Origin of the sequence: Pseudoalteromonas sp. McH1-7 (assembly GCF_013366255.1) — a bacterium.
In the GTDB taxonomy this organism is placed as follows: Bacteria; Pseudomonadota; Gammaproteobacteria; order Enterobacterales; family Alteromonadaceae; genus Pseudoalteromonas; species Pseudoalteromonas peptidolytica.
The window spans coordinates 20,983-40,188 of record NZ_JABWPQ010000016.1; the positions used below are offsets into that span (position 1 = coordinate 20,983).

Sequence of the window (19,206 nt, forward strand, 5' to 3'; positions counted from 1 at the left end):
GCAAACTACACATAATACGCGGTGTGTTAAGCCACCATAGCAAACCGACTCAGGTATTTCAGTAAATGTGCGGTAAATTTTTCATTGCAATTTGCCGCCAAAGGATCCACACTGATTGAAATTACAACTCATCGTACCAGTGTATAGCACGGGAGAACATGTATGTTAATCAAACGCGAGTCCTTTGTAGTTGATTTTTGCAAAGGCAATATCGCTGAGTTTAAATTTTGCCTACCAGGCTCAGTCAATAAATTATCTCAGCAAGTACTTAAAGAAAGCCATGAAGCGCTAATCGAGTTGAGTAAGCGCGATGATATTCAAGGTCTAATCTTTAGCAGCGACAAAGACCATTTTATCGTTGGCGCTGATATTTTCGAATTCCTGCCTACCTTCCAACGTCCAGAAGAAGAACTGGTTGGCTGGATTAAGGATGCAACCGATGTCTTCGATGCGATAGAAGACTTGCCCTTCCCAACATTATCAGCTGTCAACGGCTTAGCACTTGGTGGTGGCTGTGAGTGGTTATTAGCTACCGATTATCGTATCGCCTCAGACAGTGCCAAGATTGGCTTACCTGAAGTAAAACTCGGGATCATGCCAGGCTTTGGTGGTACCGTAAGGCTTCCTCGCTTAATCGGCGCTGACAATGCGATGACGTGGATCACCACAGGTAAAGAAAACCGCGCAAACGACGCATTGAAAGTCGGTGCAGTTGACGGTGTAGTGCCTGCTGACAAATTAATGGCAGCCGCTATTCGCACATTAGAACAAGCTATCGAAGGTAAACTAGATTGGCGTGCAAAACGCCAAGTTAAGCTTGAACCTTTGAAGATGAACCGTGTTGAGCAAGGCATGAGTTTTGGTATGGCTGAAGGCATGGTAATGGCCAAAACTAAAGGTCACTACCCTGCACCTATGATGGCTGTACAAACACTCAAAGCAGCCGCAAATCTTGGCCGCAGCGAAGCAATGGCACTTGAAAACCAAAACTTTGCCAAGCTTGCTAAGACCGCAGAAGCCGCAGCGCAAACTGGTATTTTCTTGGCAGATCAATACATCAAAACAGTAGCCAAGAAACAAGCAAAGCAAAGCAACACAGAGATTAAGCAAGCCGCTGTGTTAGGTGCTGGTATTATGGGTGGCGGTATCGCTTACCAGTCAGCATACAAAGGCACACCAATCGTCATGAAAGACATCCAGCAAGGTGCCCTAGACCTTGGTATGGGCGAAGCTGCAAAATTACTTGGTAAGAAAGTACAGCGCGGCCACATGTCGATGGATAAAATGGTTGCCACTTTAGGTAAAATCAAACCAACACTTAACGACCAAGATCTGCAAGACTCAGATATTATCGTTGAAGCCGTTGTTGAGAATCCAAAGATCAAAAAATCAGTCTTGGCGAGTCTTGAATCACAGCTACCTGAAGGTACAATTCTCACCTCAAACACATCAACCATTCGTATTGATGAATTGGCAACCGCACTGGAAAAACCAGAAAACTTCTGTGGCATGCACTTCTTTAACCCTGTGCCAAAAATGCCTTTGGTAGAGATTATCCGTGGTGAGCAATCATCGGATGAAACCATTGCTGCCGTTGTTGATTACGCCTTAAAACTAGGTAAATCTCCTATCGTTGTTAATGACTGCCCAGGCTTTTTCGTTAACCGGGTACTATTCCCTTACTTTGCAGGCTTCAGTCAACTTGTCGTTGAAGGTGCTGACTTCGCAAAAGTGGATAAAGTCATGGAAAATGTCTTCGGTTGGCCAATGGGTCCTGCTTACTTACTAGACGTAGTCGGTATTGATACAGCAAATCATTGTACAGGCGTGATGGCTGATGGCTTCCCTACTCGTATGGCGCGTAAAGACAAAGATCCTGTCGCCGTGTTAGCAGGTGCTGAGCGCTTTGGTCAGAAGAATCAAAAAGGCTTCTACCAATACGCACCAGATCGCAAAGGTCGCTTGAAGAAGAGTAAAGACGACAGCGCACTTGAGCTACTGAGTAGTATTTGTGACGCATCAACTGAATTTGACAAGCAAACGATTATTGAGCGCTGTATGGTGCCTATGATCAACGAAGTATTACTGTGTCTTCAAGAAAACATCGTTGCTTCACCACAAGAAGCTGACATGGCTCTCATTTACGGTATTGGCTTCCCTCCATTTAGAGGCGGTGCATTCCGCTACCTAGACCAAATTGGCCTAGCAAACTTTGTTGCTATGGCTGATAAGTATGCTCACCTTGGTGAAATTTACCAAGTCTCTGAACAAACAAGACAGTGGGCTAATGAAGGTAAAGTGTTCTATCAAGTGGAGGGCAAGTAACATGGAAAACGCGGTAATCGTAGATTGTATTCGCACCCCAATGGGTCGCTCAAAAGGCGGTGTATTTAAACATAAGCGTGCAGAAGATCTTAGCGCACATTTGATGAAAGGCTTACTTGAGCGTAACCCGCAAGTGGCACCAGACTCTATTGATGACATTTACTGGGGCTGTGTACAGCAGACTTTAGAGCAAGGCTTTAACGTTGGCCGTAATGCTGCTTTATTAGCTGGTATTCCACACACAGTGCCTGCGGTAACAGTCAATAGACTGTGTGGCTCATCTATGCAAGCGCTTCATGACGCAGCTCGCGCAATCATGACTGGTGCTGGCGACACATACCTCATCGGTGGTGTTGAGCATATGGGTCACGTACCAATGACACATGGGAATGATTTCCACCCTGGACTTTCTACATCAATTGCTCAAGCTGCCGGTGTGATGGGGTTAACAGCTGAGTATTTAGCGCTAATGCACGGTATTAGTCGTGAGCAGCAAGATGAATTTGCCGTACGCTCACATCAACGTGCCCATGCAGCAACCCTTGAAGGACGTTTTGCCAAAGAAATCCTGCCAATGGAAGGTCATGATGCTGATGGTACACCTGTACTTGTCGAGCATGACGAAGTTATCCGCCCAGAAACAAGCCTAGAAGGCTTAGGCCAGTTACGTCCGGTATTTAACCCAGCGTCTGGTACAGTAACTGCGGGTACCTCTTCAGCGCTGTCTGACGGTGCTTCTGCGATGTTGGTCATGAGTGAGTCTAAAGCACGAGAGCTTGGCCTGCCAATTCGTGCTCGCGTTAAGTCGATGGCAGTTGCAGGTTGCGATCCTTCAATCATGGGATACGGTCCAGTACCTGCTTCGCAAAAAGCATTGAAACAAGCTGGTATTACCATCGATGATATTGATGTTGCTGAACTGAATGAAGCCTTCGCAGCACAGTCTCTACCAGTACTAAAAGACCTTGGTCTATTAGACAAAGTAGATGAGAAAGTGAATCTTAACGGTGGTGCAATTGCACTGGGTCACCCGCTGGGCTGTTCTGGTTCACGTATCAGCACAACGCTTATTAACTTAATGGAAGAGAAAGACGCAAAATACGGCCTTGCTACCATGTGTATTGGTTTAGGCCAAGGCATCGCTACCGTATTCGAGCGTGTAGATAACTAACTCCAACCAGCTGGTGCTGGGTTGTCTTATACAGTGCCAGCAAACAACTTCAACTTGGTGACCAAGGCAAAACGGCTCAGCTGTTTTGCCTTTTTTGTTTCCTGTATTACCTTACCTCGGTTGGCTAATACCAATTATCTTAATTAAGTGGTCTATTTTGAGGCGAGAAAATTTTGTCGATAACAAGGCAAATATTTTGCTATTTAGTTGTTCTAAATGAGAAATTTTTAACGCAGTTAGCGTCAGATTTGCTCCTTCAAATTGAGCAAGTATTAAGACTAATTGGTATCATACTTGAGTTATCCAAACTTGAGCTTACTTACAACATGCGGTTAAAATAGCAGTTTTCCTAACTAATAACGTAACCAACAAGGCCACCCACAATGAGTTTTGATAATACCGACCATACCCTAGATGCTGTAGGTTTGCGTTGCCCTGAGCCCGTAATGATGATAAGAGGCATGGTAAGAAGGATGAACTTAGGTGAAACTTTGTTAGTGATTGCAGACGATCCGTCAACAACAAGAGATATTCCAAGTTTCTGCGAATTTATGGATCACACCTTAATTGCTAAAGCGGTGGCTGAGTTGCCATATAAATATGTAATTAAAAAAGGTCAGTAATGGTAAAAAAGCGGCGGTTGCCGCTTTTTTAAGATTTTACAATGACGACTTTTGGTACTCTAGGGTTTCGATAGTCCAAACGGATCTCATACCAGCCCTTTTTACTCGGCTTAAAACTAAAGTAATTATATACCGTATTGCAATCAGCAATTAAGGGCTGACCCAGTGTCAGCTGCCCTTCAGTTTGATAACCACAGTTATAGCCTTCACTCCATTGTTCGTCGGCAATTTTAAACTCGTATACTTTTCCCGGGCTCATAAATTTGGCTTTGGTGATATAAATCCCAGGTTGCGTCTCTTCCATACGATACTGAGGTTCAGCATCCCACAAGGTAAAATCGCCACGTAAATATAGTGTTTTATCTAACTTGCCAACTACCGTTGATGAGGTCGATTCAGCAGGTAACTGTAAGTTACTGCTACAAGCGGTAAGTGCCAACAGTGCAAATGCCAGTGCCCCTTGTTTTTTTATCATAGCGAACAACCTTTTTACTTGCTAATGATGAACTAACAAAAAGCCAGCAACCGCTGGCTTTTGTATTCACACTTAATTTTGTAACACTGAAATATCAGCAGTGTTTAAGAACAGCTTACTCAACTGACTCAATAATGCTAGACGATTCGCCTTAATGGCTTCGTCGTCCGCCATCACCATTACGTTGTCAAAGAAGTTGTCCACCGCTTCACGCAGGTTCGCTAACCGTGTGAGCGCTGTTTGATAATCGCCTTTAGCGTAAACAGGTGCAAGCTCAGCAGTTAACGCAGCAACTTGTGCGGCCAATGTTTTTTCAGCTTCTTCTTGTAATAGTGAAGTATCCACCAAAGCTTCAGAGGCAACATTGTTCTTAGCTAAAATGTTGTTTACTCGCTTATTGGCAGCAGCTAATGCTTCTGCTTCTGCTAGCGTTCTAAAGTGGCTTACCGCTTTTACTCTACGATCAAAGTCAACTGGGCTGGTTGGGCGTCTAGCCAGTACCGCTTGAATAACATCAACGCTGATCCCTTCATCTTGGTACCATGCACGGAAGCGCCCAAGCATAAACTCAATAACATCCTCAGCGACATTTGCATTGCTCAGCTTATCTCCGAATAAGGTCATTGCTTTAGCGACAATATCCTGAATATCGAGAGGTAGCGCTTTTTCTACCATGATCCGTAATGCACCAATTGCAGCACGACGCAGTGCAAATGGGTCTTTATCCCCTTTTGGCGTCTGACCAATACCAAAAATACCCACTAAAGTGTCAAACTTATCAGCGAGCGCCACGGCAAAACTGATTGGGTTGGATGGTAAATTATCTCCAGCAAAACGCGGCATGTACTGCTCGTTTTGTGCTAATGCAACTTCTTCGGCTTCACCATCAATACGTGCATAGTGCATTCCCATTACACCTTGAACGTCGGTAAACTCCATCACCATCTCAGTCATTAGATCCGTTTTACTGAGTAGGCCAGCACGTTCAGCCAAGGCTTTATCGGCACCAAGTTGTTCGGCTATAAAACCTGCCAATGCAGAGATACGCTCTGATTTGTCTTTAAGTGTGCCAAGCTGCTTTTGAAACAATACTGAATCAAGTGACTCAAGACGACTTTCTAGCGTTTTCTTCTTATCCGTTTCAAAGAAGAATTGCGCGTCTGCCAGACGTGGGCGAACCACCTTCTCGTTACCCGAGATCACTACACTTGGATCTTTACTTTCAATGTTAGAAACAAATAAGAACTTGTTGATCAAGTTGCCTTGTTTGTCTAACAGTGGAAAGTATTTTTGGTCATCTTTCATGGTGTAGATAAGAGCTTCATCAGGCACTTGTAAAAATGCTTCTTCGAAGGATGCAACTAAAGTCACAGGCCACTCAACGAGTGAGGTAACTTCTTCAAGTAAATCTTCATCCATCGCCACTTGTGCGCCTAGCTTTTGCGCTTCAGTCTCAATCTGACTACGAATTAGCGCTTTACGTGCTTCATAATCCGCAATGACATAAGCGTCTTTTAATACTTGGTGGCTGTCATCAGCATGTGTTACACGTACACGCTCTGGGTGATGGAAACGATGTCCTTGTAGCTCATTGCCAATCGCTTTACCTAGTACTTCACCTTGGACTTGTTGACTACCAAGTAGTGCTGCCACGGTATGTACAGGGCGGATAAATTGCGTCTTGTTCGCACCCCAACGCATCGGCTTAGGAATAGGTAACTTAGCTAGTGCTTTGTTGATCACATCACTTAGTAACGCTAAAGTCTGCTGGCCTTCTACTTTTGCTTTGTGTAGTAACCAAGTGCCCTTATCAGTCTCTAAACGCTCAGCATCATTTATATCAATACCACAACCACGCGCCCAGCCTAGTGCAGCCTTTGTAGCGTTACCCTCTGCGTCAAATGCAGCTTGGATTGCAGGGCCACGCTTTTCAACAACCTTGTCTGCCTGTTGTGTCTGTAGTGCCTTAACTTGAATACCTAAACGACGAGGTGATGCGTACCAGCTAACGCCTTCATGACCAAGTTCCAGTGCTGCTAGTTCCAGCTTGGTATTCTCTGCAAACGATTCAGCAAGATTACGCAAAGCCTTTGGTGGTAATTCTTCTGTGCCAATTTCTACAAGTAAGTTTTCAGTCGACATTATTAATCCTTACAAAGCGGGAAGCCAAGAGCTTCACGTGCATCATAGTACGCCTGTGCACAGGCTTTTGATAAAGCGCGAACTCTCAAGATATAGCGCTGACGCTCAGTTACAGAAATAGCATGGCGCGCGTCTAACAAGTTAAAAGCATGGGACGCCTTCATCACTTGCTCATACGCTGGTAATGGTAGCCCTGCTTCAATCAGTTTTTCACTTTCTTTTTCGCACTGGTCAAACTGTTTGAATAGCGCATCTACATCTGCATGTTCAAAGTTATATGTCGACTGCTCAATTTCATTTTGCATGAACACATCACCATAAGTGACACGTCCCATTGGCCCATCTGTCCAAACTAAGTCATAGATGCTATCCACGCCTTGTATATACATTGCAAGACGCTCTAAACCATAAGTAATTTCACCGGTTACTGGCGAGCATTCAATACCACCAACTTGCTGGAAGTAAGTAAATTGTGTCACTTCCATACCGTTTAACCAAACTTCCCAACCAAGCCCCCAGGCACCTAAAGTTGGTGACTCCCAGTTATCTTCGACAAAACGAACTTCATGAGTCAGAGTATCGATACCTAGTGCAGCTAACGAGCCTAAGTATAATTCTTGAATGTTCTCAGGTGATGGCTTCAGTACCACTTGAAATTGGTAGTAATGTTGAAGACGGTTCGGGTTTTCACCATAGCGACCATCTGTCGGACGGCGACATGGTTGCACGTACGCGCTCGACATTGGTTCAGGACCAATGGACTTTAGGAAGGTCATCGGGTGGAATGTACCCGCACCAACTTCCATATCTAAAGGTTGAGCTACAACACAGCCTTGCTGCGCCCAGTAATCCTGTAAAGCCAGGATCAAACCTTGGAAGGTTTTGATATCGTATTTTTGCATAGTTGGCTTATTTTTATCTGGTACTTATCGTGTGTGAACACTGTGCTTTCCGCGCTCACGCTAGATTCAATGATTGAAAATTATGCTCAGTATACCGCGAGCGCTTTAGGGTTTTAAGCTTTAAAGCATAAAAAAAGGAGGGAAAACCCCTCCTTTTTATTAGATGGTTGTATTTATACGTCTAAGTTAACTACGCGCAAGGCATTTGTTTCGATAAACTCTCGACGAGGTTCTACCTGGTCACCCATTAGGGTTGCGAATAATTGGTCTGCAGCAATGGCATCCTCAATGGTCACACGTAGCATACGACGCGCATCTGGATCCATGGTGGTTTCCCAAAGTTGATCAGGGTTCATCTCACCTAGTCCTTTATAGCGTTGTGTATACAAGCCACGCTTAGACTCCGAAATTAGCCACTCAAGGCCTGTTTCAAAGTAATCAATTGCCTGAGTCTTTTCACCACGCTGGACGTAACCGCCCTCGGAAATTAAGTTACCAATTTGACGTCCTGTATTTGCAATACGGACATAGTCTTTTGAAGTAATAAAATCGAAGTTTAATGTGTGCGCTTTATCTACCCCGTGCTGGCGAATATTGACCACTGGGTAATACATATTACGCTCTTCATCAAATGCAACTTCAGCGTTGAAAATAGTGGCATCTTCATCTTTTTTCACAAGATCAGCAACTAAGCCTTCAGTCCATGCTGTTACTGTTGACTCATTAGATAAGTCTGTTTCGGTCAGTTCAGGATGGTAAAGCAAACGGTTCATAATTGAAGACGGATACTTACGCTTTAAACGCTCAATGATATCTATCGTATTCTGATAATCATGTACTAAGTTTTCTAGCTTGTTACCAGAAATTGGTTCCGCACCTTCAGCTGGGTATAGTGCAGCATCGTTAAGTGCCAATGTCGTTAGATACGCTGTTAGTGCATTATCATCTTTAATATAACGCTCTTGCTTACCTTTCTTCACTTTATATAGTGGCGGCTGAGCAATATACACATAACCGCGTTCAATAATCTCTGGCATTTGACGATAGAAGAAAGTCAGTAGCAGCGTACGGATGTGTGAACCATCCACGTCCGCATCGGTCATGATAATAATGCGGTGGTATCTTAGCTTTTCAGGGTTGTATTCATCACGGCCAATACCACAACCTAACGCAGTGATTAGTGTTGCCACTTCCTGAGAAGAAAGCATCTTATCAAAACGTGCTTTTTCTACGTTAAGAATTTTACCTTTGAGTGGTAGAATAGCTTGGTTTTTACGGTTACGACCTTGCTTAGCAGAACCACCTGCCGAGTCACCCTCCACTATATATAGTTCAGAAAGAGCAGGATCTCGTTCTTGGCAGTCTGCAAGTTTACCCGGCAGACCAGCTAAATCCATCACACCTTTACGACGAGTCATTTCACGTGCTTTACGTGCAGCTTCACGCGCGCGCGCCGCATCAACGATTTTGTTTACAACGGTTTTTGCATCACCAGGGTTTTCAAGCAAGAACTCGGTGAGCTTTTCCGCCATCATTTGCTCAACGGCACCTTTCACTTCACTTGAAACAAGCTTATCTTTGGTTTGTGAAGAAAACTTAGGATCAGGAACTTTAACACTAACTACAGCTGTTAAACCTTCACGGGCATCATCACCAGTAGCATTCGTTTTATGCTTCTTGTTAAATCCCTCTTTTTCCATATAAGTGTTTAGTGTACGTGTTAATGCTGCACGGAAACCAGCTAAGTGAGTACCACCATCACGTTGTGGAATGTTGTTCGTAAAGCAGTATATATTTTCTTGGAAACCATCATTCCACTGCATCGACACTTCAACACTAATGCCGTCTTCACGCTCAGTCGAAAAGTGAAAAACACTTTGATGAACTGGTGTCTTTTTGCGGTTGAGGTATTCAACAAAGGCTTGAATACCCCCTTCATATTTGAAGTGGTCTTGCTTGTTCTCTTCACGCTCATCGCTAAGAATGATACTCACACCTGAGTTTAAGAATGAGAGTTCACGTAGACGTTTTGCAAGGATATCATAGTGGAAGTTTGTGTCAGAGAATGTCTCAGCACTTGGCCAAAATCTCAGTTCAGTACCTGTAGTTTCAGCTTCACCAATAATACCTAGGGGCGCATCAGGAACACCCATGGTGTATTTTTGTTGGTGCACTTTGCCATCGCGGCGAATTGTTAATTGTAGTTTTTCAGAAAGTGCATTTACAACCGATACACCTACACCATGCAAACCGCCCGATACTTTATATGAGTTATCATCAAATTTACCACCAGCGTGTAGTACTGTCATGATAACTTCTGCTGCTGATACCCCTTCTTCTTCATGTATTGAAGTTGGGATACCACGGCCATTATCTCTAACAGACACGGAGCCATCAGTATGAATTGTTACGAAAATATCGTCACAATATCCTGCTAGTGCTTCGTCGATTGAGTTATCAACGACCTCAAACACCATGTGATGCAAACCAGTGCCATCATCTGTGTCACCGATATACATTCCCGGACGCTTTCTTACAGCATCCAATCCTTTAAGTACTTTAATACTCGACGAATCGTAATTTTCCGACATGGTTTCTTCCAATTATTTTGTTATTAAGCTGCCATGTTCCACGTGGAACATTTTAATTTCACGTTCCATAGGTTCAATAACGGCGGCAATACTTTCTGGAGTAATTGCAGTAATAAACAGTTGAGACTGGCATTGTGCGAGTAAACGCGATACCGCCCCCTTAGTCTCATCACTGAGCTCCGAAGGTAAATCATCAATAAGCAATACAGATTGCTTATTACTCTCTTGGTCAATCAAACTATTCTGCATAACTTTTAAAGCATACAGCAGCAGCTTTAACTGTCCCCGAGAGAAAATATGTTCCACACTGTGCCCTTGAGTATAAAAGTTAAAGTCCGCCTTGTGCGGCCCTTTACTTGTATAGCCAAGTTTTATGTCACGCTCTAATTGATTGGCAAGTACTTCTGCCAGTTCTCCCTTCCAGCCCGCTTGAAAGCGAATTTCAAGGCCTTTAAAGATAGGGCTTATATCCCCTATCTTATCAAAAAAATGCGCCTGAAACCTACTTATATACGCTTCTCTTAGTATATTTATTTGTTCAGCAAGTCGAACAAATTCTTTATCCCAATAGCTTAATTGGGACTGAAAATCTCTGGGCTTGGTCTTAAGAAGTGCATTTCGTTGTTTGAGTACTTGGTTAAACATCTTCCAAGCAGAATAAAACTGGTGTTCCACGTGGAACACCCCTAGATCAAGAAACTTTCTTCGCTCTTTTGGCCCACCAAAAAACAACTCATAACTTTCTGGAGTTATCACTTGAACAGGCAGCACTTGGGCGAGTTCAGCAACTTTCCGACTTGCTTGCCCTTGGATTCTCAACTTAGTTTCGCCACTCATGTATTTACTAATACCAAGAGGTATAGACAAGTTATGTAGTTGTTTTTTAGCATGTACAACGCAATGAGAAGCCTCATGCTTGATCATTAACTTTTGTAAGTTAGTACGAAAAGATTTACCGCTGGAGAGAAAATAGACGGCTTCAAGCAAGCTTGTTTTACCGCTGCCATTTTCACCAAGAATGATGTTAACGGCATGACTAGGTGAAAGTGTTATAGCCTCAATGTTGCGAAACGTATTGAGGCTGAGATGAGTTAAACTCATATATCTATAGGCGCATCGGCATGACTACATACATTGCATTTTCATCGCCAACCGCTTCAATGAGCGCACTGCTATTCGCATCAGATAATGTAAATTGGACATCTTCCGATTTGATAGTATTCAATACATCTAGCAGGTAAGACACATTGAAGCCAACCTCTAGATCATCACCCTGATAGCCTACCTCTACAACCTCTTCCGCTTGCTCTTGCTCTGGGTTGTTAGCACTGATCTTCAAATGTCCATTGGTTAGATTTAATCGAACTCCACGGAATTTCTCATTGGATAAAATAGAAACACGTTGAAATGCACTACGTAGCCAATCACGATTTGCCGTAACTAGCTTGTCTCCACCACGTGGTAAAACTCGACGATAATCAGGAAAGCGTCCGTCCACCAGCTTACTGGTAAAAGTGAACTCACTATCGATAATACGCACATGATTAGCACCAAACTGAATAGTAACGGCATTATCATCCGCTGGTAACAAGCGCATTATCTCTTGCACGCCCTTTCTCGGAATAATTAGCTGTCGTTGTGTATTTAACGATTCTGGTAGCGTTTGTTGCGCAATAGCCAAGCGGTGGCCATCTGTTGCCACTGTTTTTATTTCATTATTATCGACTTCGAAGGACATGCCATTTAGGTAATAGCGCACATCTTGATTAGCCATAGAGAAATGCGTTGCTTCAAGGAGTTTTCGAAGCTCTAAGCGTGTAACCGTAAACTCAACTTCGCCATCCCATTCTTCAAGATTAGGGAAGTCTTCTGCAGCCAGCGTTGTCAGAGAGAATCGGCTTTGACCGCTCGTTAATAACAACTGATGCTCTTGGGCGCTTAACACTAAATCAGAGTTATCCGGCAAGCTCTTACAGATGTCTAACAGCTTTTTCGCAGGCAGCGTGATCTTAGCATCTGGAACACTGTTTTCTAAAGTCACTGACGCAACTAGCTCTATCTCTAAATCTGTTCCTGTCATATATAGCGCACCACTTTTTACTTCAAGTAATACATTAGACAGAATAGGCAGTGTATGCTTGCGCTCAATGGCGCCAGAAACCTGCACGAGTGGTTTTAAAAATAGTTCTCTTGGAATAGTTATTTGCATCATTTAACCCTTAAGAAGACAGCGTTCTAATTAAGTTTTGATAATCTTCTTTAACTTCATGGCTTTCGTCACGAAGCTCTTTTACTTTTCTGCACGCGTGCAACACGGTGGTATGGTCTCGGCCACCAAACGCATCACCAATTTCAGGTAAGCTATGGTTAGTCAGTTCTTTAGACAACGCCATAGCAACTTGTCTTGGTCTTGCAACTGAACGGCTGCGACGTTTAGACAATAAATCAGAAACACGAATACGATAATACTCTGCAACTGTGCGCTGAATATTATCAATGGTGACTAGTTTATCTTGCAGCGCTAATAGGTCACGTAGCGCTTCTTTTACAAAATCGATAGAAATTGGTCGACCTGTAAAATTGGCATTTGCGATCACACGGTTTAACGCCCCCTCCAGCTCTCGAACATTTGAGCGAAGTTTTTTAGCGATAAAAAAAGCAACTTCATGTGGTAAATTGATATTACTCTGCTGCGCTTTTTTCATCAAAATAGCAACTCGAGTTTCAAGTTCTGGTGGCTCTATCGCAATTGTTAATCCCCAACCAAAACGAGATTTTAATCTATCTTCTACCCCTTCAATTTCTTTGGGGTAACGGTCAGAAGTTAAAATAATTTGCTGATTACCTTCAAGCAAAGCATTAAACGTATGGAAGAACTCTTCTTGTGAACGTTCTTTATTTGCAAAAAATTGAATGTCGTCGATCATGAGTGCATCAACGCTACGATAGTAGCGTTTAAACTCTTCTATCGCATTATTTTGCAATGCTTTAACCATATCCTGAACAAACCTTTCAGAGTGCATATACACAATTTTTGCATCTGGTTTTTGCTCGATAATACCATTCCCAACGGCGTGCAATAAGTGCGTTTTACCCAAGCCTGTACCACCATAAATAAATACTGGGTTAAAAGCAGATCCTGGATTATCGGCAACTTGAGTTGCAGCAGCCTTGGCTAGTTGGTTGGACTTACCTTCAACAAAATTATCGAAGGTATAGTTTTCTTTAATATTGGACTTATGTGCTGATTTAGGTGCCGGCTCCACTTTCTCAGCAACTCTAGTTTGTCCGCCTTGTGAGGCTGTAGTCTGCTCTGGAGCATGACCAACTGTCGGTGCCCTTTCTTGCGCAGTATTTGGTTGCGCCGCCAATACCGGCTTACTACCAACATCAAAGCGTAATTCTGGCGCTTCATCACCACAAATTTCAATGAGTAGCTCATTAATACGATGGAGATACTTTTCTCGCACCCAATCTAATACAAAACGATTTGGCGCATAGATAGTTAGCGTATCATCAGTACTTTCTGCCTGTAGCGGTCTTACCCACATACTAAATTGCTGAGATGGCAATTCATCCTGCAAAACATATAAACAACTTTGCCAAACCGACAGATACACTCTGAACTCCAATAGGTTTTGATTCCCGGGAATAAAAAACAGACGTTTTAGATCAACTGAACAGTTAGATCTAAACGATGATCGCCGGAAATACTTATTTATAATTACAAAATCACTGGTGGAAGCGGGGTATTATGAAGTGATCTTATCCACAAGTTCAATATTGACTTTTTGAAAAAGTAAGATCTCATCAAAATAAAAAATCAAACACATGATTTTAAAAGATTTTTATTTTTTACCCACAAGTAAGATCATAGCAAAAAAACCACCAGATCTCACCCCAAAATTAAGATCAAATTTAGTTTTCCAGAGCTTTTCCTATTCTTACTAAATGCTATAATGCCGCCCGTCGGATCAGATCTATGCAGATCGATTTCGTATTGATCCTACTTTATATGGATCATCTATGTGTGTTCGATACTGCTGCTCAGTTTGTTCTATATATAAAGCAACAAAACGCTTGCTGTGGAATATTTAGCCACACAGAGCAGATTTTGATTGACTTTAGACGTACTCAGCTTTAATATCTCGCGCTCGCAATGGCACCTGTGCCAGGATCGCGACCTGCATAGGATGTTTTAACTTTTAACCGATCGGATGGAATTGTTATGAAAAGAACTTTTCAACCTAGCGTACTTAAGCGCAAGCGTACTCACGGTTTCCGTGCTCGCATGGCGACTAAGAACGGTCGTAAAGTATTAGCACGTCGTCGTGCTAAAGGCCGTAAAGTACTTTCTGCTTAATATTTAGTGGAAGACTTTAGCTTTAGCAGGGAGTTACGTCTGTTAACTCCCTCGCATTACTCCCGCATATTTCAAGAGCCAGCTCGCGCTGCTACACCTTATTTTACTCTACTTGCAAAACCAAATGATGTTGGTCATCCCAGGCTCGGTTTAACAGTTGCTAAAAAGCGCTGTAAAAAAGCGTGTCAACGAAATCGCATTAAACGTCTTGCCAGAGAAAGCTTTCGTCTAAATCGTCATAAACTGGATAACATCGATATTGTGTTGATGGTCAAGACCGGTGTTGATGAGCAATCTAATGAAGAGCTAACAAAACAGCTAACTAAGATGTGGCGTAAAATAAATGAACGTTGTAAACCAGGAGCACCAAAGCCTGCTTTTAAGCCAAGACAGCAAAAGCGTTCAAAAAAACCTCAAGGGAACGCGAAAAAGCAATAATCCGCTTTTCGCATTTCTTTTTAAGCCGCATTTACCCTTGCCAACGTAGTAATTTTACCTCAATTAAGGTAAGGTTAGCTCACCTTTTAATCAGCTATATCAATGGAAAAATAGTCTGTTTTTTCCCACTTGGGTTGAAGCAGTAAATTGAGGAAATTGATATCTACAATGCCATGAATTCAACTTCAGGGCATGGCAAAATCAGGCGTCAGTTCAAATTAGTGAGTTCGCTACCCAAGCATCTCCTTATTTTACTGATACGAGGTTATCAACAATGGATCAGTCCCCTACTTGGACCTCATTGTCGATTTAATCCAACCTGTTCGAGCTATGCAATTCAAGCAATTAATTTACATGGAATTGCAAAAGGGAGTTGGTTAGCGGTTAAACGCATATTAAAATGTCACCCTTTGAGCGCAGGTGGAGATGATCCTGTACCTGTGAAGTCAACTAAAGTTAAACAACACGAGAAATAAGAGCTGTTATGGAATCGCAACGCACGTTTTTATTTATCGGTTTGTTGCTTGTTTCGTTCCTATTGTTCCAAGAGTGGACACAAGAACAAAACCAGCCTCAAACTGGTACCAGTGCCGCCGCACATCAAGTGGCGAACTCAACCCCAACAGAAGATCAAACTGATGTTCCAGCGTCTAGCCAATCCGATGTGCCTGTTGTGGCAACTCAGGCGACACGTTCTGTTATTAGTATTACTACCGATGTACTTGCGGTAAAAGTTGATACTAAAGGCGGCGACATCGTTGAAGCTAAATTACTCCAACATGCAGAAACCCATGGCAGCGATCAGCCTTACCTGTTACTTGGTGAATTTGATGCTAAGCAGTATATTTCACAAAGTGGCTTAATTGGTTTAAACGGCCCTGACGCGAATAAATCAGGCCGCCCAGTGTACAAGTCAACTCAAACTCACTATGAGTTAGCAGGCGATACATTACGCGTACCTCTTACTTTTACTGATGAAAAAGGCGTACAGTACACCAAAACCTATATCTTCAATGCTGGTAAATATGACGTTGGCCTAGAGTATCATGTCAACAATACCACGGCAGATCCCGTACAAGTGCAGCTTTACACACAAATCAAGCGTACTCGTCAGGATAAAGGCAGCATGGTTGACCAAACTTACCTTGGTGCAGCCTATGGTACAGCGGAAGAGCCTTACGAGAAATACAGCTTCTCAGATATGGCTGAAGCAAACCTTAATAAAAATACCCAAGGTGGTTATGTCGCATTTCTACAGCACTACTTTGTAAGCGCTTGGGTTCCTGATCAGCAAACCAATAATACTGTGTACACAACACTAAGAAACGGTAACGGCATTATTGGCATGAAGAGTGAACCGACCAATGTTCAAGCAAATACCGCTGCAACGATTACAGCAACGTATTATATGGGACCTAAAGACACAGAGGCGCTAGAGGCTATTCAAGAAGACTTAGACCTAACTGTAGACTACGGCTGGTTATGGTTTATCTCACAGCCATTACTCACACTACTTAAGTTCCTTTATGGTATTTTGGGTAACTGGGGTCTGGCTATTATCGCGATTACATTGATTGTAAAAACCGCTTTGTATCCACTGACCAAAGCACAATACACTTCAATGGCTAAAATGCGCATGCTGCAACCAAAAATGCAGGCATTAAAAGAGCGTTATGGCGATGACCGTCAGAAGTTCGGTCAAGCGATGATGGAGATGTACCGTAAGGAAAAAGTAAACCCTATGGGTGGCTGCTTCCCATTATTACTACAAATGCCAATCTTCCTTGCGCTGTTTTACGTTTTCCTTGAGTCAACAGAGTTACGTCATGCTGAATTTGTCTTATGGCTAACTGACTTATCTGCAATGGACCCTTACTATGTACTACCTGTGCTATTTGGCGCAAGTATGTTCCTTACTCAAAAGTTACAGCCAATGACTGTGACTGATCCAATGCAGCAAAAGATGATGACTTACATGCCAGTTGTGTTCTCTATCTTCTTTATCTGGTTCCCATCAGGTCTAGTACTTTACTGGTTGGTTTCAAACCTTATCTCTATCGCGCAGATGCTAATTATCTACCGTGGTATGGAGAAAAAAGGCATGAAAGTACGCGGTTAATTCCCCGTATTCAGAAAAAACGGCTCTCTAATGAGCCGTTTTTTATGTCTAAAAAACAATAACTTGATAATATTTTATGGTAATTTTATGCTAATTTGATAGGTCAGATAGACACTATCCGTCATGCTCATTTGCAAATACAGCACGCAAAGAGAAGACGATGTTTGAATCAACGTTACTACAGGCACTTTCTAGTGCGGAAACAAGCTGGTGGTTAATCCCCCTCGCCTTGCTAATAGGTGTTCTCACCAGTTTTACTCCCTGTGTCTATCCTATCTTACCTATTACTGTTGCTACGTTGAGTCAGCAACGTCATATCCGCCTTGCACCTATGTTGTACGCTATTGGCTTTGCAGCTGTCTATGCAGCACTTGGGTTCGTAGCCGCACTCACAGGTAGCTTTTTCGGCCAAATTGCCACGAACCCTTGGGTGCTACTGATTTTTGCAAATCTGCTACTTTACTTTGCAGCAGTATCAAAAGGGTTACTCCCCTTGCCTGCATTCTCCACAGCCTTCAGTAATACAGCCTCTGCTCCGCTACTCATGGGCATGGCCAGCGCCTTTGTTGCAGCACCTTGCACATCACCTGTGCTGGGCGGTCTATTATTGTTCGTGGCCAATGCTCAGCAGCCCTTATTGGGCGGTATGTTGCTATTTAGTTTTGCCCTAGGAATGAGCACCTTGCTGTTGCTTGCTGGGTTTAGCACACGATTTTTAGATAAGTTGCCAAAATCAGGGGCATGGCTTAATCACATCACCACAGTCACAGCACTACTCTTAGTCGCAATGGCGCAATATTTTCTTATTCAAGCTGGCAAAAGCTGGCTATAACAGTGAAGGAACTACCATGAACAGAGTCATTTTTTATTTGCTACTCACTTTATTGAGCACCACATCGACGGCTAAGGAATACCCCATACTGAATGCTAGTACACTGACCAACAATGTGATTACAAGCAAAGGGAAGATCACTTATTTAAAATTTTGGGCAACTTGGTGCGCTTACTGTATTGAGGAGATGCCGCTACTTGAACAAAGCTACCAACAAGCCAATGACCACTATCAGGTTATCGCCATTAATATCGGCTTCAATCAGTCAGAAAAAGGTATCAAAGCCTATCTTGATAAACATAATTATCAATTTCCAACGGTATTTGATGAAAGCGGTAAGATAACCCAACAGTTTCAAGTATTAGGTACACCGCAGCACATCTTAATTGATGAAAACGGTAAAGAAATTTATCGCAGTGCACTATTTACCGATGAGCTACAGCAGCACCTAAACACACTACAAGGAGTAAACTAATGTCACTAATCAAATTACTACTTGTGCACATTACCATCTATTTAAGTATGTCTGCGCAGGCGAGCACACAAGAGTATATCTTTATCAATATTTGGGATGAGTATGTGCAGCCAACCTCATTACCCGCACCATCAGCTCCGAGAGTTATGTTGCAGCCAGATATCAATATTGATGATGCAAGTCTAGAGCAGTTTAAAGCAGCTTACCCTAGTTACGGTAATATCAAAATTGATAAGCAAAACCAGTTAATGCTGCAGTTTTCAGTGAGGCAAACCCCCATGCGCATACTCGTTGAAAACGGTAAAGTTATCCAACGAGAGCAATTGTCTACGGCAACCGTTGCCAGCAAAGAAGAACAGACAAACACCCCTTTAAAAACATTAGCCGGTACGCCTTTCTCTATTGAAACAGTTAATAGCCAATACCGAGTGCTATTTTTCAGTGATAGCTTATGTCCATTTCAACATATTCCAGCATGCGAAATGAAGATTGACATGAATAATCACCTCGCAGCAGTCAGCGATTATCCCGTGCTAACGATAATTAAGCCATTTTACGTCGACGAGCAAAGTGCTTATGCCTATCAAAAGCGCTTTAATATCAAACACGATATTGTGTTCGATCACCACAATGAGGTATTCAGTACTTTTGATGTACGAGAATTACCTTATTGGTTGGTACAAGACAAACAGGGCAAAGTGGTATATCGCGGTAATCAACCACCGAGCCTAGACTAATTCCCTGTCGCAG

Annotated in this window: 18 protein-coding genes; 11 read left to right on the forward strand and 7 right to left on the reverse strand. The window is 42.8% G+C overall.

The window, feature by feature from the left end:
- Window positions 1–162 precede the first annotated feature (162 nt).
- From fadB to tusA, 3 genes are all read left to right on the forward strand, one after another.
- Window positions 163–2,325, forward strand: a complete 2,163-nt coding sequence (gene fadB, locus HUZ36_RS12495) for a fatty acid oxidation complex subunit alpha FadB (protein ID WP_176033024.1) — start codon at window positions 163–165, stop codon at window positions 2,323–2,325.
- A 1-nt stretch (window position 2,326) separates the two neighbouring features.
- Window positions 2,327–3,496, forward strand: a complete 1,170-nt coding sequence (fadA, locus tag HUZ36_RS12500; protein WP_147390602.1) for an acetyl-CoA C-acyltransferase FadA — start codon at window positions 2,327–2,329, stop codon at window positions 3,494–3,496.
- A gap of 383 nt (window positions 3,497–3,879) precedes the next feature.
- Entirely contained in the window at window positions 3,880–4,119 is a 240-nt protein-coding gene (tusA, locus tag HUZ36_RS12505; protein ID WP_128732029.1) for a sulfurtransferase TusA, read from the forward strand.
- Between the two features lie 28 nt (window positions 4,120–4,147).
- On the opposite strand, the gene HUZ36_RS12510 is transcribed toward tusA, so the two are convergent.
- The 7 genes from HUZ36_RS12510 to dnaA all read right to left on the reverse strand — a co-directional run bounded on the left by HUZ36_RS12510 (window position 4,148) and on the right by dnaA (window position 13,849).
- Window positions 4,148–4,594: a hypothetical protein gene (locus tag HUZ36_RS12510; RefSeq protein WP_128732030.1), complete on the reverse strand. Its 447-nt coding sequence runs from the start codon at window positions 4,592–4,594 to the stop codon at window positions 4,148–4,150.
- Between the two features lie 72 nt (window positions 4,595–4,666).
- On the reverse strand, window positions 4,667–6,736 hold the full coding sequence (glyS, locus tag HUZ36_RS12515) for a glycine--tRNA ligase subunit beta (RefSeq protein WP_128732031.1): 2,070 nt from the start codon (window positions 6,734–6,736) through the stop codon (window positions 4,667–4,669).
- 2 nt (window positions 6,737–6,738) lie between these two features.
- Window positions 6,739–7,638, reverse strand: a complete 900-nt coding sequence (gene glyQ, locus HUZ36_RS12520) for a glycine--tRNA ligase subunit alpha (RefSeq protein ID WP_125253666.1) — start codon at window positions 7,636–7,638, stop codon at window positions 6,739–6,741.
- A 173-nt stretch (window positions 7,639–7,811) separates the two neighbouring features.
- The gene (gene gyrB, locus HUZ36_RS12525) at window positions 7,812–10,229 is read right to left on the reverse strand and encodes a DNA topoisomerase (ATP-hydrolyzing) subunit B (protein WP_125253665.1); all 2,418 of its coding nucleotides are present in this window, start codon (window positions 10,227–10,229) and stop codon (window positions 7,812–7,814) included.
- Window positions 10,230–10,241: 12 nt separating this feature from the next.
- On the reverse strand, window positions 10,242–11,330 hold the full coding sequence (recF, locus tag HUZ36_RS12530; protein ID WP_176033025.1) for a DNA replication/repair protein RecF: 1,089 nt from the start codon (window positions 11,328–11,330) through the stop codon (window positions 10,242–10,244).
- 4 nt (window positions 11,331–11,334) lie between these two features.
- Entirely contained in the window at window positions 11,335–12,438 is a 1,104-nt protein-coding gene (gene dnaN / locus HUZ36_RS12535) for a DNA polymerase III subunit beta (RefSeq protein ID WP_176033055.1), read from the reverse strand.
- Window positions 12,439–12,448: 10 nt separating this feature from the next.
- Window positions 12,449–13,849, reverse strand: coding sequence for a chromosomal replication initiator protein DnaA (gene dnaA / locus HUZ36_RS12540; RefSeq protein ID WP_176033026.1), 1,401 nt, complete (start codon window positions 13,847–13,849; stop codon window positions 12,449–12,451).
- A gap of 362 nt (window positions 13,850–14,211) precedes the next feature.
- On the opposite strand from dnaA, the gene HUZ36_RS12545 reads away from it, so the two are divergent.
- The 8 genes from HUZ36_RS12545 (at window position 14,212) to HUZ36_RS12580 (ending at window position 19,193) form a co-directional block, all read left to right on the forward strand.
- Window positions 14,212–14,373: a hypothetical protein gene (locus HUZ36_RS12545; protein ID WP_176033027.1), complete on the forward strand. Its 162-nt coding sequence runs from the start codon at window positions 14,212–14,214 to the stop codon at window positions 14,371–14,373.
- A gap of 84 nt (window positions 14,374–14,457) precedes the next feature.
- Complete coding sequence (gene rpmH, locus HUZ36_RS12550; RefSeq protein ID WP_010376846.1) at window positions 14,458–14,592, forward strand: 50S ribosomal protein L34; 135 nt, start codon at window positions 14,458–14,460, stop codon at window positions 14,590–14,592.
- A gap of 6 nt (window positions 14,593–14,598) precedes the next feature.
- Window positions 14,599–15,030: a ribonuclease P protein component gene (gene rnpA, locus HUZ36_RS12555; RefSeq protein ID WP_128732033.1), complete on the forward strand. Its 432-nt coding sequence runs from the start codon at window positions 14,599–14,601 to the stop codon at window positions 15,028–15,030.
- A 173-nt stretch (window positions 15,031–15,203) separates the two neighbouring features.
- Window positions 15,204–15,506 (forward strand): membrane protein insertion efficiency factor YidD, encoded by a 303-nt coding sequence (gene yidD, locus HUZ36_RS12560; protein ID WP_211091617.1) that lies wholly within the window; start codon window positions 15,204–15,206, stop codon window positions 15,504–15,506.
- Between the two features lie 8 nt (window positions 15,507–15,514).
- The gene (yidC, locus tag HUZ36_RS12565; protein WP_128732034.1) at window positions 15,515–17,149 is read left to right on the forward strand and encodes a membrane protein insertase YidC; all 1,635 of its coding nucleotides are present in this window, start codon (window positions 15,515–15,517) and stop codon (window positions 17,147–17,149) included.
- Between the two features lie 160 nt (window positions 17,150–17,309).
- Entirely contained in the window at window positions 17,310–17,981 is a 672-nt protein-coding gene (locus HUZ36_RS12570) for a cytochrome c biogenesis protein CcdA (protein ID WP_125253660.1), read from the forward strand.
- A 16-nt stretch (window positions 17,982–17,997) separates the two neighbouring features.
- Window positions 17,998–18,456, forward strand: a complete 459-nt coding sequence (locus HUZ36_RS12575) for a TlpA family protein disulfide reductase (RefSeq protein ID WP_147388765.1) — start codon at window positions 17,998–18,000, stop codon at window positions 18,454–18,456.
- The gene (locus tag HUZ36_RS12580) at window positions 18,456–19,193 is read left to right on the forward strand and encodes a TlpA family protein disulfide reductase (RefSeq protein WP_176033028.1); all 738 of its coding nucleotides are present in this window, start codon (window positions 18,456–18,458) and stop codon (window positions 19,191–19,193) included. Before HUZ36_RS12575 ends, HUZ36_RS12580 begins: the two co-directional genes overlap by 1 nt.
- The last annotated feature ends 13 nt before the right edge of the window (window positions 19,194–19,206 follow it).

Coding starts and splice junctions, on each gene's coding strand:
- HUZ36_RS12510 (WP_128732030.1), bottom strand. CDS start 4,594: ATGATAAAAAAACAAGGGGCACTGGCATTTGCACTGTTGGCACTTACC.
- HUZ36_RS12575 (WP_147388765.1), top strand. CDS start 17,998: ATGAACAGAGTCATTTTTTATTTGCTACTCACTTTATTGAGCACCACA.
- recF (WP_176033025.1), bottom strand. CDS start 11,330: ATGAGTTTAACTCATCTCAGCCTCAATACGTTTCGCAACATTGAGGCT.
- HUZ36_RS12580 (WP_176033028.1), top strand. CDS start 18,456: ATGTCACTAATCAAATTACTACTTGTGCACATTACCATCTATTTAAGT.
- tusA (WP_128732029.1), top strand. CDS start 3,880: ATGAGTTTTGATAATACCGACCATACCCTAGATGCTGTAGGTTTGCGT.
- fadA (WP_147390602.1), top strand. CDS start 2,327: ATGGAAAACGCGGTAATCGTAGATTGTATTCGCACCCCAATGGGTCGC.
- yidC (WP_128732034.1), top strand. CDS start 15,515: ATGGAATCGCAACGCACGTTTTTATTTATCGGTTTGTTGCTTGTTTCG.
- glyS (WP_128732031.1), bottom strand. CDS start 6,736: ATGTCGACTGAAAACTTACTTGTAGAAATTGGCACAGAAGAATTACCA.
- fadB (WP_176033024.1), top strand. CDS start 163: ATGTTAATCAAACGCGAGTCCTTTGTAGTTGATTTTTGCAAAGGCAAT.
- gyrB (WP_125253665.1), bottom strand. CDS start 10,229: ATGTCGGAAAATTACGATTCGTCGAGTATTAAAGTACTTAAAGGATTG.
- glyQ (WP_125253666.1), bottom strand. CDS start 7,638: ATGCAAAAATACGATATCAAAACCTTCCAAGGTTTGATCCTGGCTTTA.
- HUZ36_RS12570 (WP_125253660.1), top strand. CDS start 17,310: ATGTTTGAATCAACGTTACTACAGGCACTTTCTAGTGCGGAAACAAGC.
- dnaN (WP_176033055.1), bottom strand. CDS start 12,438: ATGCAAATAACTATTCCAAGAGAACTATTTTTAAAACCACTCGTGCAG.
- HUZ36_RS12545 (WP_176033027.1), top strand. CDS start 14,212: ATGCAGATCGATTTCGTATTGATCCTACTTTATATGGATCATCTATGT.
- yidD (WP_211091617.1), top strand. CDS start 15,204: ATGAATTCAACTTCAGGGCATGGCAAAATCAGGCGTCAGTTCAAATTA.
- rpmH (WP_010376846.1), top strand. CDS start 14,458: ATGAAAAGAACTTTTCAACCTAGCGTACTTAAGCGCAAGCGTACTCAC.